Below are 14,824 nucleotides of genomic sequence, written 5' to 3' on the forward strand. Positions count from 1 at the left end.
CGCCGCGCAGGGCGGCAGGATCAGCCAGTCCGCTGCGCCTCGTCTAGCGTGAGGGCCAGCGGCGCCGCGAGGGCGCAGGCGGCGGCGAAGGCGGCGAGCGTCGCGCCGGCCCCGGCGATCTCGGCGAGCGCCGCAAGCCCGCCCGCCGCCAGCAGGACGAGGCCGATGGCGGTGTTGGAGAGTGCGGTGTTGAGCGCGCGATCGTCGTCGTCCGACATGTCGGTGAGGTGCGTCTTGCGGGCGCCGCGGACGCCCTCATAGGCGATCTGCGCAGCGAACAGGAAGCCCGCCGCGCCGATCGGGCCGCCCAGCCCGCCGGTCGTCCAGCCGGTCCAGGCCGCGCCGCCGAGCGCCAGCGCGGCCAGCGCCGCGGCGGCGGCCAGCGTCAGCCGGCTCGACCGGTCCGAGAGCCTCCCCCAGACATAGCCCGAGACGATCGCCGCCGCCGCCGAGGCCAGCATCAGCGCGCCGAGATCGCCGAGACCGCTTGCCGCGCCGCCGCCGGAGAGCAGCACGAGATAGGGCGGCGCCAGCGCCGTCGCCGTGAGAAGCGCGCGCACGAGGATGAACCGGCGCAGCTCGGCCCCCTCGACAAGCGCGCGGGCGAGCGCAGGCAGGCCCGGCGCGTCGCTGTTCGTGGGGCGCGGACGCTCGACATGCGCCAGCGCCCCGAGCCCCGCCAGCAGCCACAGCCCGCCCGCAGCGGCGACGGCCCCCGCGACGACGCGCGCCTCCAGCGGCAGCCAGCCGACCGCAAGCGCCAGCGCGAAGCCGATCGACAGCGCCGCGCCGACGCTGGCCGCCGCGCCGCCGACGGCGCCGCGCGCGCCCTTCTCGACCGTGCGGGCGAGGGCGTCCTTGAAGCTCAGCGAAGCGAGGGCGCGAAAGACCGACAGGGCCGCGAGCGCGGCGAGGATCGCCCAGACGGCGCCGGACCAGCCGGAAGCGCCCGCCAGGGCGGCGGCCGCGATCGCCAGCGCGCAGAGGCCCTGGCCGGCCGCCGCAAGCGCCCAGACCCGCGTGGAGCGCGGCGCGGCCGCGACCCGCGGCGCAAGCAGGAGCTGCGGGGCCAGCGCGCCGGCCTCGCGGATCGGCGTCAGCAGGCCGACCGCGCCGGCGGAAGCGCCAAGCGCCGTCAGGAGCCACGCCAGCACCAGCTTGGGCTCCACCAGCGCGTCGGCGAGCTTGCTCGCCGAGAGGCAGGCGACATGCAGCAGCGCGGAGCGCGCGCTTTCGGGAGCGATGTCGGCCCCGGTCGCCGCGCCCGCGAGCCGCTGCGCCGTAGAGCGCCCGCCTGTCGAAGGCGGCATCAGTCCATCGGCGTGGCGAAGGGGTCGAGCGCGGCGCGGCCGCCGTCCACGCCGAGGATCTGCCCGGTGATGAAGCTCGCCCGGGAGGAGGCGAGGTAGAGCGCGGCCTCCGCCGCCTCCGTCGCCTCGCCTATGCGCGCCATGGGCGTGGCGCGCACCAGCGCGGCGCGCAGGCCGTCGGTGTCGCGCAGCGCGGCCGCTAGGCTGCGCGTCATCACCGCGCCAAGCGCGACGCCGTTGACGCGCACCCCTTCATGGGCGAGCGAGACGGCCATCGCGCGGGTCATCTGGTCCAGCGCCGCGCAGCTCACCGAATAGGGAAACAGCTCCGGCGTGGTGCGCTGCGCCGCGATGGAGGTGAGGTTGACGATGGCGCCCGCCGGAAGGTCGGGCGCCTCCGCCCGGGCCTCGATCATCCGCTGGGCCACCGCCTGGCTGAGCAGGAACACCGAACGGATGTTGGCGGCGTAGGCGGTGTCGAGCGCGTCGACCTTCACCTCCATGGGTTTTCCGACGACCGGGGTCAGGCTGGCGTTCACGAGGATGTCGATGCGGCCGAGGCGGTCCGTCGCGGAGGCGAGCAGGTTCGACACGCCGAGCCGCTCGCGCAGGTCGCAGGCCCAGTGGACGACCTCCGCGCCGCCCTCGGCGAGCGCCGCGGCCTCGGTCGCGAGGGCGGCCTCGTCGCGATCGGTCATCAGCACCGCCGCGCCCTCCTCGGCGAAGCGGCGGGCGATGGCGAGCCCGACCCCGGCGCCTGCGCCGGTGATGATGGCCGAGCGGCCTTCCAGCAGTTTCTGCATGACGCCTCTCACCCCTTGCGCGTCGGCGGAGGCTTAAGGTTTTTCCCGGCGCCTGCAAGGGCGGCGCGTTCCCGCCTTCAGCCCGGCCGGGCGCCGAGGGCGCGCATCCGCGCCAGCAGACGCGCCGCCCGCCGCCGGGAGAGCGCCTCCGCCGAGCCGATCATCGAGACGCGCACGGGGCCGAAGCCCGAGAAGCCGAGCGCCCCCTGTCGCATCGCGCCGACGCCGCGGCCGAGATACCAGAGCCGATAGGCGAGCTGCGGCATCGCCATCGTCGCCACCAGGCGCACCGACCGCCCGGCGAGGCGACGCTTGCCGAAAGGCGTCGGGGCTTCGGCGCCCGGGCCGAGCACGAAATCGGGCCTCAGCGTCTGCTCGAGGAAGCCGTGCAGCAGCGCCGGCGGGCCGCCGAGCCAGATGGGAAACACGATGCAGAGATGCGTCGCCGCCTCGATGGCCTCCTGCGCCGCCGCGATGGCGGGCGGCGGGGCCCGGCGGCGGAAGCTCTCGGCGCCGTCGAGCATGGGGAAGTCGAGGCCCGCAAGGCCGAGTCGCGCGACGCCATGGCCGGCCGCCTCTGCGCCCCCGGCATAGGCGTCGGCGAGCGCGGCGCAGAGGCGTTCCGGCGCAGGGTCGGGGTGCGCGTTCAGGACGAGGACGGATGCGGACATGCGGGCGGTCTCCGGCGGTTCTCGCCCGGGATCGTCCCATCGCGATCCGCCGGGCGCATTGCGCCCGGTCAAGCCCGGTCCCTTCCTTCAGGCGACGATCTGGACGAGCAGCGTCCAGACGAGCACCGCCACGATGATGAGCAGGACCTGCCAGTACTGGCTGCCGACCACCGCCTTGGCGTTCTCCTTGGCGCGCTGCAGGAGTTCCGGCCAGGTGTAGGCGACGAAATCGCCCTGGCTGACCATGCCCTGCAGCGCGCCGTCGGCGTCCACCAGCGGCATGTGGCGGAAGCGACCGTTCGACATGCGGCCGAGCGCCGTCAGCACCTCCTCGTCGACCCGCGCGGTCTTGACGTCGCCGGTCATCGCCTCGCCGAGCGTCAGGGAGGCGGGGTCGCGGCCTTCGGCCACCACCCGGCGGAGCAGGTCGCGCTCGGTGAAGATGCCGCCCAGGCGCCCCGCCTCATCCACCACCACGATCGAGCCGTAGTTCTTTTCACTCATGCGCCGGGCGGCGTGGGCCACCGTCTCGTCGGCGCGCGCGGTCAGCAGCGCGTCGCGGGTGCGGAACTCTGGCAGTTCGGTGATCTTCATGGATCGGGCCTTCCGGTCTGGAAGGCCCTCCACCTAGCTGCGCCGCGGGTCGGCGCAACCCCGCCGGGATTGCGACGGCGGGGCGGCGCGTCGGCTCAATGGACGAGCTTCGGCCCCGTGGCGGGCTTCGCGCCGGCCTCCGGCATGATGCCGAGGCGCCGCGCGACTTCGGCGTAGGCGTCAGTGACGTTGCCGAGATCGCGGCGGAACACGTCCTTGTCGAGCTTCTGGCCCGATCGCGCGTCCCACAGGCGGCAGGAATCGGGGCTGATCTCGTCGGCGACGATCACGCGCTGGTAGTCGCCCTCCCAGATGCGCCCGCACTCGATCTTGAAGTCGACCAGCTTGATGCCGACGCCCATGAACAGGCCCGACAGGAAGTCGTTCACGCGCAGCGCGAGCGAGATCATGTCGTCCACGTCCTGCTGCGTCGCCCAGTTGAACGCGAGGATGTGCTCCTCTGTCACCATCGGGTCGCCGAGCTTGTCGTCCTTGAGGTAGAACTCGATGATCGGCCGGGGCAGGGGCTCGCCCTCCTCGATGCCCAGGCGCTTGCTGAGCGAACCGGCGGCGACGTTGCGCACGACGATCTCGATGGGAATCATCTCGACCGCGCGGATCAGCTGCTCGCGCATGTTGATGCGGCGGATGAAGTGCGTCTGCACGCCGATGCCGTTCAGCGCCGACATGATGTGTTCCGAGATGCGGTTGTTGAGGACGCCCTTGCCCTCGATGACCGCATGCTTCTCGCCGTTGCCGGCGGTGGCGTCGTCCTTGAAATACTGCACCAGCGTGCCTGGCTCCGGACCCTCGTAGAGGATCTTGGCCTTGCCTTCATAGACGAGCCTGCGGCGGGCCATGGGCTTCTCCAGAAACGACTTGGGAGGCCGTGCGCGGGTGTCCGCGCCGCCCCTCACCGACCTCCGCCTATATGCCGTGCCGCGGCGCCCGGCAAGCCGGGGCCGCGGCGGGAGGGTCAGAGGCCGATGTCGAGCTCGCGGGCGATCGTGCAGAGGTGCAGCCGCAGATGCGCGCCGAAGGAGCGCCAGACCTCGACCTCGAAGCGCTCCGGGCCCGTGCGCAGGATCAGCGCGTCGAGCTGGCCGAAGAGCGTGCGCGTCGCCGCAGGGACGGGCAAGGCGGCGAGGTTGAGCGGGCAGCCGCAGGAAAGCGCCTCAAGCGCAAGCGGCCCCTCGACGACGGCGCCGCAGTCGCGGTCCGTCGTCTCGACGAGGCTGTGGGGGACGCCGCCGAGCGCGCCGGCGAGAGACGCGGCCAGCGCCGGGCCGTCCGCCATCGGCGCGCAGAGACGCCACTCGTCCGGCCCGAGCTTCAGTATCCGCGCATGGCGCGCCTCGACCGCGGCGCCGACGCGCGCGGGCGGGGCCTCGCCCAGCGCGGCCGCCTGCGCCGCGTCGGCGCCGCCGCGCAAGACGAACCGCGCGCGGGCGGGCAGGGGCGCGATGCTCAGCGCGCCGGCCCTGGCCGACAGCGCTAGGCCCTCGAACGGGTCGTCGGCGGGCAGGGCGGGGGTGAGGGCGTCAAGCATCGAGGCGCGCTCCTTCCGGGTCATAGAACACGGGTGAACAGATGACGGCGGAACGGGCGCCGCCGGGGCCGAGGGCGGGGTCTGGGGCGTGGAGGGTCTCGCCCATGCGGGCGCGGCCGTTCTCCACCAGCGCCAGCGCGATGGGCCTGCCGAGCGCGGCGCTGCGGTAGCTGGAGGTGACGTGGCCGACGCAGGTCATCGGGACCGGCTGCGCCGGATCGTCGACGAGCTGCATCCCCTCCTCCAGCGGCGTCGCGCCCTCGACGGCGAGGCCGACGAGCTGCTTGCGGCCGCGCGCGATGAGATCGGGCCGCGCCAGCGAGCGCTTGCCGACGAAATCCGCCTTCGCCTTGCCGACGGCCCAGCCGATGCCGGCGTCGTCGGGCGTCACCGTGCCGTCGGTGTCCTGCCCGACGATGATGTAGCCCTTCTCGGCGCGCAGGACGTGCATGGTCTCGGTGCCGTAGGCGAGGCCGTCGTGCTTCTGCGCCTCGGCCCACAGCGCCTCCCACACCGCGCGGCCGTGGCGGGCGGGGACGTTGACCTCGAAGCCCAGTTCGCCGGTGAAGCTCACCCGCATCAGCCGCGCAGGGACGCCGCAGACGCGGCACTCGGCGAGGCTCATGTGCGGGAAGGCTTCCGGCGCGAGATCCTGCCCCTCGACGAAGGGCGCGATCACGTCGCGGGCCCTCGGGCCGTTCAGCGCGATCACCGCCCACTGCTCGGTGACGGAGGTCAGCCAGACCCTGAGATCGGTGAACTCGGTCTGGAGGTAGTCCTCCATGTGCGCCAGCACCCGCGGCGCGCCGCCGGTGGTGGTGGTGACGTGGAAGCGGTCCTCCGCGACGCGCCCGATCACGCCGTCGTCGCGGATGAAGCCGTCCTCGCCCAGCATCAGCCCGTAGCGGCAGCGCCCGACGCCGAGCTTCCTCCACGGGTTGGTGTAGATGCGTTCCAGGAACTCCGCCGCGTCCGGGCCGACGACCTCGATCTTGCCGAGGGTGGAGGCGTCGAACAGACCGACGCGCTCGCGCGTGGCGGCGCATTCGCGCAGCACCGCCTCATGCATGCTCTCGCCCTTGCGCGGGAACCACCATGCGCGCCGCCACTGGGAGACGGGCTCGAACACCGCGCCGTTGGCCTCGGCCCAGGGGTCGATGGGCGTGCGGCGGGTGGGCTGGAACAGCTTGCCCTTGGCGTGGCCGGCCAGCGCGCCGAAGGTTGTCGGCGTGTAGGGCGGGCGGAAGGTCGTCAGCCCGACCTGCGGCGGCTCCTTGTCCAGCGCGTCCGCCGCGATGGTCAGGGCGTTGATGTTGCTCAGCTTGCCCTGGTCGGTCGCCATGCCCGAGGTCGTGTAGCGCTTGACGTGCTCGATGGAGCGGAAGCCCTCCTGCACCGCGAGGCGGATGTCCTTGGCGGTCACGTCGTTCTGGAAGTCGACGAAGGCGCGCTGGCGCGAGGAGGGCAGGTGGCTCGCCATCTCCTTCATGCGCCGGCCCGTGGGCTTCAGGCCCTCGCTGACGGCGTAGACCCGCGCGGCGGCGTCGAAGCCCGCGTCGGCGGCGGCGGCCGCGCCGGCCTGCGCGCCTTCGCCGAGCGCGTCGGCCCAGGTCTCGGCCCCCGCGCCGGCGCCGGCGACGCGCACGCCCTTGGCGGTTTGCGCGGGCAGGAACGCCTCGCGCTCGGCGGCCCAGGCGATGGGGGAGCCGACATGGGAGTGCAGGTGCAGCGTCGGCGTCCAGCCCCCCGACATCAGCACCGCGTCGGCCGGGAGGCGTCGGCCGGCGCCGACATGGGCGCCCCTGACGGGGTTGGCGGTGACGCCTTTCACGCGCAGCCGGCCATGGGTGGCGGTCACGGTCCAGCCCGTCAGCGCCTCGACCCCGAGCGCCTGCGCCTCCGCCAGCAGCGCCGACGACACCGTGTCCCGCGCATCGACGACGACCGGGCTGGCGCCGGCGCGCGCCATCTCGACCGCCGCGCCCCATGCCCAGTCATGGGCGGTGACGACGACCGGCTTCGCGCCGACCCGCACGCCGTAGCGGGTGAGGTAGGTGCGCGCGGCGTCGGCCAGCATCACGCCGGGGCGGTCGTTGCCGTCGAACACCAGCGGACGCTCGATGGCGCCCTGCGCGAGCACCACCTGTTTGGCGCGCACCCGCCACAGCCGCTCGCGCGGCGCGCCCTCGGGCGGCTCGGCGAGATGGTCGGTCAGCCGCTGGACGAGGCCGACGAGGTTCTGATGGTAGAGGCCGATGGCGGTGGTGCGCGCCAGCACCGTGACGTTGGCGCGGGCGTTGAGCGCAGCAAGCCGCGCGGCGAGCCAGCCCTGCGCCGGCGCGTCGTCGATCTCGACCCGGATCTCGGCCAGCAGCGCGCCGCCCGGCTCGGCCTGCTCGTCCACGAGCATGACCTTCGCGCCGGAGATCGCGGCTGCCTCCGCTGCGGCCAGCCCAGCCGCGCCGGCGCCGACCACCAGCACGTCGCAATGGGCGTAGCGGTCGGCGTAGAGATCGGGGTCGGCCGCCTTCGGCGGGCGGCCGAGGCCTGCGGCCTGCCGGATCACCGGCTCGTAGACGCGCCGCCAGAACGACTTCGGCCACATGAAGGTCTTGTAGTAGAAGCCCGCGGCGAAAAGCGGCGACATCATGTCGTTGACCGCGCCGAAATCCCATTTCAGCGACGGAAAGTGGTTCTGGCTCTCGGCCTTGAGCCCGTCATGGATCTCGATCGTCGTCGCGCGCAGGTTGGGCGTGTAGCGGCCCGGGCCCCGGTCGACGCCGACCAGCGCGTTCGGCTCCTCGGAACCCGCCGTCACGGGGCCGCGCGGGCGATGATACTTGTAGGAGCGTCCCATCAGCATGACGTCGTCAGCCAGCAGCGCCGAGGCCAGCGTGTCGCCGGGATGGCCCAGATGCGTGCGGCCGTCGAAGGTGAAGCCGAGCTTGCGGGAGCGGTCGATGCGGCCGTAGCCGGCGACGCGGGCGGCGGTCATGGCTCAGGCCTCCGGGCGAGAGGGGGCCGCCGCGGCGGCTTCAGGGTCCGGGCGCGGCGCGCTGGGCAGGTCTGGGCGCGGAGCGCCGGTGAGATAGCTGGCTGCGATCTCGTCGGTGCGGGTGTCGCGCAGCACGTTGAAGAAGCGCTGGCAGCCATGGGCGTGGCGCCAGCGCTCGGCGTGCATTCCCTTGGGGTTGGCGCGGAAGAACAGGAACCGGCCCCAGGCGGCGTCGTCCATCTCGGCGGGCCGCAGCGGGCGCGCGACATGGGCCTCGCCGCCATGGGCGAACTCGATCTCGGGCCGCGCCTCGTCGCAGTGCGGGCAATGGATCAGGAGCATCGGCCTCGCCTCCTCAGTGGGCCACGGCGGCCGCGGCCGCCTCGTCGATCAGCCGGCCGGTGGTGAACCGCTCCAGCGTGAAGGGCGCGTTGATCGGGTGCGGCGCGCCGGTGGCGACCGTGTGCGCCAGCACATGCGCCGCGCCCGGCGTCGCCTTGAAGCCCCCCGTTCCCCAGCCGCAGTTGACGAAAAGTCCCGCAACCGGCGTCAGCCCGAGAATGGGCGAGCGGTCCGGCGTCACGTCCACGATGCCGCCCCAGCTGCGCAGCATCCGCAGGCGGCTGAACACGGGGAATATCTCGCAGATCGCCGCGAGCGTGTGCTCCAGGATGTGGAGCCCGCCGCGCTGGGTGTAGCTCGTATAGGCGTCGGTCCCGGCGCCGATCACCAGTTCGCCCTTGTCGGACTGGCTTATGTAGGCGTGCACCGAGTTCGACATCGTGACGCAGGGAAAGACCGGCTTTATGGGCTCGGAGACCAGCGCCTGCAGCGGGTAGCTCTCCAGCGGCATCCGCACGCCGGCGCTCTCCATCAGCACCGAGCTGTGGCCGGCGGCCGAGACGGCGACCTTCTTCGCGCGGATGAAGCCCTTCGCGGTGTCGACGCCCTCGACGCGGCCTTGCGCGTCGCGGCGGATCGCTAGGACCGGGCAGTTCTGGATGATGTCCACGCCGCGCTCGGCGGCGCCGCGCGCGTAGCCCCACGCCACCGCGTCATGTCGCGCCACGCCGCCGCGCCGCTGCAGCGCAGCCCCCATCACCGGATAGCGCGCGTCGGGAGCGATCGAGAGCGGCGGACAGTATGCCTGCGCCTGCGCGGGCGTCAGCCACTCGTTGTCGACGCCGTTGGCGCGGTTGGCGCTGATATGGCGCCTGAAGCTCTGCACGTCGTGGACGCTGTGGGCGAGCATCATCACCCCGCGCTGGGAGAACATGACGTTGTAGTTCAGTTCCTGGCTGAGGTTCTCCCACAGCTTCACCGAGTGGTCGTAGAGCCGCGCGCTCTCGTCATAGAGATAGTTGGAGCGGATGATGGTGGTGTTGCGCCCGGTGTTGCCGCCGCCGAGCCAGCCCTTGTCGATGACCGCGACGTTGGTCAGGCCGTGCTCCTTCGCCAAGTAGTAGGCGGCCCCGAGCCCGTGCGCGCCGGCGCCGACCACGACGACGTCGTACGCCGCCTTCGGCTCGGCGTCGGGCCAGTGCGGCGTCCAGCCCCTGTTGCCGGTCAGGGCGTTGGCGATGAGGGCGCGGGCGGAGAAACGGGCCATCTGCGGCGACTCCCTGCGTCGGTTGCTCGCTCCCTCATGCGCCGTTCGGAACCGGTCCGGATGGACGGATGCGACACTTGGCTTGTATCTTTCCGACATGCGACAGAAAGACGACATGCCGCCCGCCCCGCGCGCCGCGCCTCCGCGCCCGGCGCTGCGGGTGGGGTTCGTGCTGGCCGACCGCTTCACGCTCGGCGCCTTCGCCAATTTCGTGGACGTGCTGCGGCTGGCCGCCGACGAGGCCGACCGCTCGCGCCCGATCCGCTGCGCCTGGTCGGTGCTGTCGGACGAGATCCGGCCGATCCGGTCCAGCGCGGGCGTCGCGGTGCATCCCGACGCGCGGTTCGGCGACCCGGCGCGCTTCGACTATGTCGTGGTCGTCGGCGGACTGATCGACGTGTTCGACCTCGGCGCGCCGGCGCATCTGCGCTTCCTGCGGGCCGCCGCGGCCGCGGGCGTGCCGCTGGTGGGCCTGTGCACCGGCGCGCTGATCCTGCAGCGGGCGGGGCTGATGGAGGGGCGGCGCTGCTGCGTCAGCTGGTTTCACCACCGCGATTTTCTCGAAAGCGCGCCGGAGGTCGCGCCGGTGGCGGACCGGCTGTTCGTGGTGGACGGCGACCGGCTCACCTGCTCGGGCGGCGTCGGCGCCGCGCATCTGGCGGCGCATATCGTGGACCGCCGGTTGGGCCGGGACGCCGCCCGCAAGGCGCTGCACATCATGATGCTCGACGACCGGGGGCTCGAACCGGCGCGCGGCGCGCCGGGCGACGCGCCGCAGCCGGGGCCGGTGGGCGCGCTCGACAGCGCCGATCCGCTGGTGCGCCGGGCGCTGACGGTGATGAGCCAGAGCCTCGACGCCGATCTCGACTGCGCCGCGCTGGCGGCGCGGCTGGCGGTGGGCCGGCGGACGCTTGAGCGGCGCTTCCGGTCGGGCCTTGGCCTTTCGCCGGCGGCGGCGCTGGTCCGGCTGCGGCTCGCCCATGCCGAGCGGCTTCTGGCCGAAACGGCTGACCCGTTGGCCCGGGTCGCTGCGGAGGCGGGGTTCAGCGACGCCGCGCACCTGTCGCGCGCCTTTCTCGCCGCGCACGGGCTGCGGCCGGGCGCATGGCGCGCGGCGCGGCGGCCGGCGGCCTCCGACCTCGCCGGGGCGTGACAGGCGTGCGATTGACGCTTTCGTTTTGACGCTCGGCGCCGCAATGAAGGCGTACGTCTTCGAGACGTCGCGCGATTTGCAAACGGAGGTTCGCCGATGCCCTACGCTGCGCTGGCGCTGGCTGCGTCGATGCTGCTGTCAGGCTGCGTCGCCTACACCGTGGCGTCGACCGCGGTCTCCGTCACCGCGACCGCCGTCGAGGCGACGGCGGACGTTGTGGGGGCGGGGGTCGATCTCGTGGTCGGCGGCGACGAGGACTGAGGGTCAGCCCTTCGGCCAGTCGGCCCACGGAAACGGCTTCTCCTCGGTGGCGCAGGCCTGGAAGCGCCCCGCCTGAGCCAGCCATGCGGCGAGCGAGGCGCCGAACGCTTTTATGCGCGGGTTGGGGGCCTTGGCGAAGGCCAGCCACAGCGCCTGCAGCACGGCGACCAGCAGCATCACGGTCTCGGCTATGGCGAACAGGACCGCGAAGGCGACCATGAAGGCCGCGCGGGGCCAGAACGGCGTCTTGCCGGCTTCGCTCTCGGGGGCGCGGCCCGCGCCGCTCTCGGGGACAGTTGTGGCGTCGGAGGCCATCGGCTCGTTCTCCGGTCATGGTGAAGGATGAGCGAGAGATGAGAAACGACGCGCTCCGGCGCAAGACGCCTCCGGCGAGCTACTCCGCGCGCGCCGCGCCGAGGCGGGGGATTTCGGGGGCCACTGGGTCGAGCGGGCCGGATTCGCGGGGGCCAGGCGCGGCCGGGGCCGCGGGCAGGCGGGCGGCCGGCGCGGCGGCGGCGCGCTTGCGGAACACCATGACGCCCTGATGGGTCTCGACGAGCCCGCCGAAGAGGCTCGCGCGGCTCTCCATCGGGACCAGATCGGTGCGGACGTATTCCCAGCCCAGCGCGGCGCGTTCGGTGATGGCGGCCTCCATCGCCGCGGCCAGAGCGTCGCAGGGGGTCTTGTGGCCGCGCTGGCGCTTGGGGCGCCGCGGCGCCGGCGCACAGGCATAGATCCATTCGCTCATTCGTCGATCCCCAGACCCGCCTTGACCAGCGCCTGCACCGCCTGCGGGTTCGCCTTGCCGCCGGTCGCCTTCATCACCTGCCCGACGAACCAGCCCGACAGGCTCGGCTTGGCCTTGGCCTGCTCGGCCTTCTCGGGGTTCTCGGCGATCACCTGCGCCACGGCGGCCTCGATGGCGCCCGCATCGGTGACCTGCCGCATGCCGCGCGCCGCGACGATCTCCGCAGGGTCGCCGCCCTCGCTCCACAGGATCTCGAACAGCTCCTTGGCGATCTTTCCGGAGATGTCGCCGTTGGCCAGCAGGTCGAGCATCCCGCCGAGCTGCGCCGCGCTCATCGGGCTGTCGCCGATGTCGAGACCCTGCTTGTTGAGCCGGCCGAACAGTTCGTTGATGACCCAGTTGGCGGCCTGCTTGCCGTCACGGCCATGCGCGACCGTCTCGTAGAAGTCCGCCGCCGCGCGGTCGGCGCAGAGTACGCCGGCGTCGTATTCGGTGACGCCGTATTGCGCGATCAGCCGCGCCTTCTTGTCGTCGGGCAGCTCGGGCAGGGACGCCTCGATCGCGTCGACCCAGGCCTGCTCGATCACCAGCGGCAGGAGGTCGGGATCGGGGAAGTAGCGATAATCATGCGCCTCCTCTTTCGACCGCATCGAGCGCGTCTCGCCCTTGCCGGGGTCGTAGAGGCGCGTCTCCTGATCGACCTTGCCGCCGTCCTCGAGGATGGCGATCTGGCGGCGGGCCTCGAAGTCCACCGCCGCTTGGATGAACCGCATCGAGTTCATGTTCTTGATCTCGCAGCGCGTGCCCAGCACCCCGAAATCGCCGGTCTCGCGGAAGCGTTCGTAGTCGCCCGGCTTGCAGACCGACACGTTGACGTCGGCGCGCAAGGAACCCTCCTGCATGTTGCCGTCGCAGGCGCCGAGATAGCGCAGGATCTGGCGCAGCTTGCGGACGTATTCCGCCGCCTCCTCCGGCCCGCGGATGTCGGGGCGCGAGACGATCTCCATCAGCGCGACGCCCGTGCGGTTGAGGTCGACGAAACTCAAGGCGGGGTCGAGGTCGTGGATGCTCTTGCCCGCGTCCTGCTCCATGTGGATGCGCTCGACGCGCACGCGGCGCGCGACACCGGGGGCCATGTCCACCAGCACCTCGCCCTCGCCGACGATCGGGTGCTTGAACTGGCTGATCTGGTAGCCCTGCGGCAGGTCGGGGTAGAAATAGTTCTTGCGGTCGAACACCGAGCGCAGGTTGATCTTCGCCTTCAGGCCCAGCCCCGCGCGCACCGCCTGCTCCACGCAGAAGCGGTTGATGACCGGCAGCATCCCCGGCATCGCGGCGTCGACCAGGCTCACGTTCTCGTTCGGGCCGCGGCCGAACTCGGTCGAGGCGCCGGAGAACAGCTTGGCCTTGCTGGCGATCTGCGCATGGACCTCCATGCCGATGACCACCTCCCAGTCGCCGGTCAGGCCGGCGTAGACTTTCGGGGTCGGCTCGTCATGGGCGAGGTCGAGCATGAGCGGCTCCGCAGGATGGTTGCGACCCCGTTCTAGTCGCGGGGGGCGCCCGGCGCAACGCCGCGCGGGCGGGTTCCAATCGGTCGCCGCGCCGGGGAGGGCGTTCTTGCTCCGACTCAGCGCTGTGGGTAATTTTTGCTGCGCCACGCATGTTCGACGACCGTGCCTGCCCGCCTTCCAGCGACCACGGCGCACCCGTCCGCGCCTGCGTCGCCACCTGAAGCCGCGTCGGCAATCCCGCCGCGCGGCCGGAGACTGGAAGGAGATGGCGCATGCCCACCGGCGCCGTGAAATGGTTTAACGCCACCAAGGGCTTCGGGTTCATTCAGCCCGACACAGGCGGTCCTGACGTATTCGTGCACATCACGCAGGTGCAGCGCGCCGGGCTCGACGGCCTGAGCGACGGCCAGAAGGTGGCCTACGAACTCGAGACGCGGCGCGACGGACGCACCGCGGCGAGCGACATCAGGGCGCTGTAGCTCGCCGCGAGAGGTGGGGCGCGCATGCGAGCCCGCGCCCCTGGCGGATCCGCCTCGCCGTCAAGCCCGGCGGGGCGGACGCACCAGCTTCGACAACGCGTTCGGCACGGCCAGTGCGACCCGCCCGAGCGGATTCGCGTTCACCTGCGCCTTGAGTTTCTCGAACTGCATGACGCCGTCGATGCGCCTGTCGAGAAATGCCCAGGTGTCCGCGAAGCCCTCCGATCCGTCCCCCAGCCAGTAGAGTACGGTCGAACCGTAGACGCCCGAGAGAATCGCGCGCTTGGAATACCAGTTGGCGTCGTCCGACGTGTCGCCGAGGCCCGTCCAGATCACGTCGGCGGTGCGCCACAGCGCCTTGGCCCCGTCCGCGGCGTAGATCGGCAGCGCGAAGAGGGTGGCGCCGCGGCGCACGGCCTCGCGATGGCGCTCCACAAGCTCCAGCCGCGTCCGCACCGCGAAGGCGACGCGCTCGCGCATTCTCATGCCGGCGAGCGGCGCCGTCGCCAGCGCCTGCGCCAGCCGGGCGTCGCCGTCGTCATGGAACGCGAGGGCGAGATCGACGGCGCCGCGCGGAAACGCCATGCGGGCGAGGCCCGGCTCCACGCCGCTCGCCTCGATCGCCGCGCGCAGGGTCTGCTCGGACCAGCCGTCGAACGGGGCGTTGGGCAGGGCCGCGGTCAGCACGCGGGCCTTCGCCGCGGCCACCTCGGCGCTTTGCCCCGCGCCGCCGCCGGCCAAGTCGTGTTCCGGCCCGTTGAGGCCTGCTTCCTGCGCCATGTCGTCTCCCGTGCGTCCAGATTGGCCGCGCCGCCGCCCGAAGCGGTGGACAGCGCCGCGCGTGATGCGTATATAGCCGGCTCTTCCAGAAACTCGAACCCGGAAAGGTGGTGACAACAGGTGCAGGTTCTGGTTCGCGACAACAACGTCGAGCAGGCGCTCAAGGCTCTCAAGAAGAAACTTCAGCGCGAGGGCGTTTTCCGCGAAATGAAGCTCAAGCAGCATTACGAGAAGCCGTCTGAGCGGCGCGTGCGCGAAAAGGCGGAAGCGATCCGCCGGGCGCGCAAGCTCGCGCGCAAGAAGGCGCAGCGCGAAGGCGCTGTCTGATCCGATCGCTTGGATCGTTCTCGATCCCCCT

Annotated in this window: 17 protein-coding genes; 4 read left to right on the top strand and 13 right to left on the bottom strand. The window is 72.3% G+C overall.

The features are described from left to right. Nucleotides 1–20 precede the first annotated feature (20 nt). The 9 genes from BLW43_RS08290 to BLW43_RS08330 form a co-directional block, all read right to left on the bottom strand. Nucleotides 21–1,310, bottom strand: a complete 1,290-nt coding sequence (locus BLW43_RS08290; RefSeq protein ID WP_093251734.1) for a hypothetical protein — start codon at nt 1,308–1,310, stop codon at nt 21–23. Beyond that, the gene (locus BLW43_RS08295) at nt 1,310–2,113 is read right to left on the bottom strand and encodes an SDR family NAD(P)-dependent oxidoreductase (protein WP_093251736.1); all 804 of its coding nucleotides are present in this window, start codon (nt 2,111–2,113) and stop codon (nt 1,310–1,312) included. Before BLW43_RS08295 ends, BLW43_RS08290 begins: the two co-directional genes overlap by 1 nt. A gap of 77 nt (nt 2,114–2,190) precedes the next feature. Beyond that, the gene (locus BLW43_RS08300) at nt 2,191–2,784 is read right to left on the bottom strand and encodes an NAD(P)H-dependent oxidoreductase (protein ID WP_093251738.1); all 594 of its coding nucleotides are present in this window, start codon (nt 2,782–2,784) and stop codon (nt 2,191–2,193) included. 87 nt (nt 2,785–2,871) lie between these two features. Next, the gene (locus tag BLW43_RS08305; protein ID WP_093251740.1) at nt 2,872–3,378 is read right to left on the bottom strand and encodes a CBS domain-containing protein; all 507 of its coding nucleotides are present in this window, start codon (nt 3,376–3,378) and stop codon (nt 2,872–2,874) included. A gap of 95 nt (nt 3,379–3,473) precedes the next feature. Beyond that, a complete protein-coding gene (purC, locus tag BLW43_RS08310; protein WP_093251742.1) occupies nt 3,474–4,238 on the bottom strand; it encodes a phosphoribosylaminoimidazolesuccinocarboxamide synthase in 765 nt (254 codons plus the stop codon). 116 nt (nt 4,239–4,354) lie between these two features. Continuing rightward, nucleotides 4,355–4,927, bottom strand: coding sequence for a sarcosine oxidase subunit gamma (locus BLW43_RS08315; RefSeq protein ID WP_175478812.1), 573 nt, complete (start codon nt 4,925–4,927; stop codon nt 4,355–4,357). Beyond that, on the bottom strand, nt 4,920–7,922 hold the full coding sequence (locus BLW43_RS08320) for a sarcosine oxidase subunit alpha family protein (protein WP_093251748.1): 3,003 nt from the start codon (nt 7,920–7,922) through the stop codon (nt 4,920–4,922). The genes BLW43_RS08315 and BLW43_RS08320 overlap by 8 nt, the downstream gene beginning before the upstream one ends. Nucleotides 7,923–7,925: 3 nt before the next feature. Beyond that, nucleotides 7,926–8,264 carry a sarcosine oxidase subunit delta gene (locus tag BLW43_RS08325; RefSeq protein WP_093251750.1) on the bottom strand — a complete coding sequence of 113 codons (339 nt, stop codon included), beginning with the start codon at nt 8,262–8,264 and terminating at the stop codon, nt 7,926–7,928. A gap of 13 nt (nt 8,265–8,277) precedes the next feature. Beyond that, on the bottom strand, nt 8,278–9,531 hold the full coding sequence (locus tag BLW43_RS08330; protein ID WP_093251753.1) for a sarcosine oxidase subunit beta family protein: 1,254 nt from the start codon (nt 9,529–9,531) through the stop codon (nt 8,278–8,280). Nucleotides 9,532–9,628: 97 nt separating this feature from the next. Between BLW43_RS08330 and BLW43_RS08335 the strand changes: the two genes are divergently transcribed. Together BLW43_RS08335 and BLW43_RS23455 are read left to right on the top strand one after the other, a co-directional pair. Next, nucleotides 9,629–10,684: a GlxA family transcriptional regulator gene (locus BLW43_RS08335; RefSeq protein WP_245730969.1), complete on the top strand. Its 1,056-nt coding sequence runs from the start codon at nt 9,629–9,631 to the stop codon at nt 10,682–10,684. Nucleotides 10,685–10,780: 96 nt separating this feature from the next. Next, nucleotides 10,781–10,945: a hypothetical protein gene (locus tag BLW43_RS23455; protein ID WP_175478813.1), complete on the top strand. Its 165-nt coding sequence runs from the start codon at nt 10,781–10,783 to the stop codon at nt 10,943–10,945. A gap of 3 nt (nt 10,946–10,948) precedes the next feature. On the opposite strand, the gene BLW43_RS08340 is transcribed toward BLW43_RS23455, so the two are convergent. The 3 genes from BLW43_RS08340 to gatB form a co-directional block, all read right to left on the bottom strand. Next, complete coding sequence (locus tag BLW43_RS08340; RefSeq protein WP_093251755.1) at nt 10,949–11,260, bottom strand: DUF4389 domain-containing protein; 312 nt, start codon at nt 11,258–11,260, stop codon at nt 10,949–10,951. Between the two features lie 79 nt (nt 11,261–11,339). Further along, nucleotides 11,340–11,693, bottom strand: coding sequence for a hypothetical protein (locus BLW43_RS08345; RefSeq protein WP_093251757.1), 354 nt, complete (start codon nt 11,691–11,693; stop codon nt 11,340–11,342). Next, a complete protein-coding gene (gene gatB / locus BLW43_RS08350) occupies nt 11,690–13,207 on the bottom strand; it encodes an Asp-tRNA(Asn)/Glu-tRNA(Gln) amidotransferase subunit GatB (protein WP_093251759.1) in 1,518 nt (505 codons plus the stop codon). The genes BLW43_RS08345 and gatB overlap by 4 nt, the downstream gene beginning before the upstream one ends. Before the next feature lie 272 nt (nt 13,208–13,479). Between gatB and BLW43_RS08355 the strand changes: the two genes are divergently transcribed. Then, entirely contained in the window at nt 13,480–13,686 is a 207-nt protein-coding gene (locus BLW43_RS08355) for a cold-shock protein (protein ID WP_093251762.1), read from the top strand. 60 nt (nt 13,687–13,746) lie between these two features. Here the strand turns inward: BLW43_RS08355 and BLW43_RS08360 are convergent, their stop codons facing one another. Beyond that, the gene (locus BLW43_RS08360) at nt 13,747–14,466 is read right to left on the bottom strand and encodes a COQ9 family protein (RefSeq protein ID WP_093251765.1); all 720 of its coding nucleotides are present in this window, start codon (nt 14,464–14,466) and stop codon (nt 13,747–13,749) included. A 120-nt stretch (nt 14,467–14,586) separates the two neighbouring features. On the opposite strand from BLW43_RS08360, the gene rpsU reads away from it, so the two are divergent. Next, complete coding sequence (gene rpsU / locus BLW43_RS08365; protein WP_093251768.1) at nt 14,587–14,793, top strand: 30S ribosomal protein S21; 207 nt, start codon at nt 14,587–14,589, stop codon at nt 14,791–14,793. Nucleotides 14,794–14,824 lie beyond the last annotated feature (31 nt).

It is taken from the genome of Rubrimonas cliftonensis, assembly GCF_900107585.1.
GTDB classification, from domain to species: Bacteria; Pseudomonadota; Alphaproteobacteria; order Rhodobacterales; family Rhodobacteraceae; genus Rubrimonas; species Rubrimonas cliftonensis.